The organism is Caulobacter hibisci, from assembly GCF_016135805.1.
Taxonomy (GTDB): domain Bacteria; phylum Pseudomonadota; class Alphaproteobacteria; order Caulobacterales; family Caulobacteraceae; genus Caulobacter; species Caulobacter hibisci.
This window is the reverse complement of sequence record NZ_JADWOX010000046.1, coordinates 1-1,049: the sequence shown is the minus strand read 5'-3', so window position 1 is coordinate 1,049 and position 1,049 is coordinate 1. Positions and strand designations below refer to the sequence as shown.

At 67.0% G+C, this 1,049-nt stretch carries 1 protein-coding gene; it reads left to right on the top strand.

All coding sequences use genetic code 11. The annotated features are described in order from the left end of the window. Positions 1–1,049 (top strand): acyl-CoA carboxylase subunit beta (locus I4Q42_RS25815; RefSeq protein WP_198578972.1); only part of this gene is annotated, 1,049 nt, incomplete at both ends.

Sequence of the window (1,049 nt, the reverse complement as noted above, 5' to 3'; positions counted from 1 at the left end):
GAAAACACCCTGGCCAGCGGCGTCATCCCGCAGATCAGCGTGATCATGGGCCCCTGCGCCGGCGGCGACGTCTATTCGCCGGCCATGACCGACTTCATCTTCATGGTGAAGGATACGAGCTACATGTTCGTCACCGGTCCGGACGTGGTGAAGACCGTGACCAACGAGGTGGTCACCGCCGAGGAGCTGGGCGGAGCCCGAGTCCACGCGGCGAAATCCGGCGTCGCCGAAGGCGCGTTCGAGAACGACCTGGAAGCCCTCACCCAGGTGCGCCGGCTGATCGACTTCCTGCCCTCGTCCAACCGCGAGAAGGCCCCGATCAGGCCGAGCTTCGACGACCCGCACCGGGCCGAGCCCAGCCTCGACAGCCTGGTGCCCGCCGATCCGGGCAAGCCCTACGACATGAAGGAACTGATCCTGAAGATCGTCGACGAGGCCGACTTCTTTGAGATCTCGTCCGAGTGGGCCCGCAACATCGTCTGCGGCTTCGCGCGCCTCGACGGCCAGACCGTCGGGATCGTCGCCAACCAGCCGCAGGTGCTGGCCGGCGTGCTCGACATCGACAGCTCCCGCAAGGCCGCCCGCTTCGTGCGGTTCTGCGACGCCTTCGAGATCCCGCTCGTCACCCTGGTCGACGTGCCGGGCTTCATGCCGGGCACCAAGCAGGAGTACGGCGGGCTGATCAAGCACGGCGCCAAGCTGCTGTTCGCCTACGCCGAGGCCACCGTGCCCAAGGTCACCCTGATCACCCGCAAGGCTTACGGCGGGGCCTATGACGTGATGAGCTCCAAGCACCTGCGCGGCGACGTCAACTACGCCTGGCCCACGGCCGAGATCGCGGTGATGGGAGCCAAGGGGGCCGTCGAGATCATCTTCCGCCAGGAAGCCAAGGATCCCGAGGCCCTTGCCGCCCGCGAGGCCGAATACAAGGACCGCTTCGCCAACCCCTTCGTGGCGGCCTCCCGCGGATACGTCGACGACGTCATCATGCCCCACGGCACCCGCAAGCGCATCGTCCGGGCGCTGCACTCGCTCAAGGGCAAGGTGCT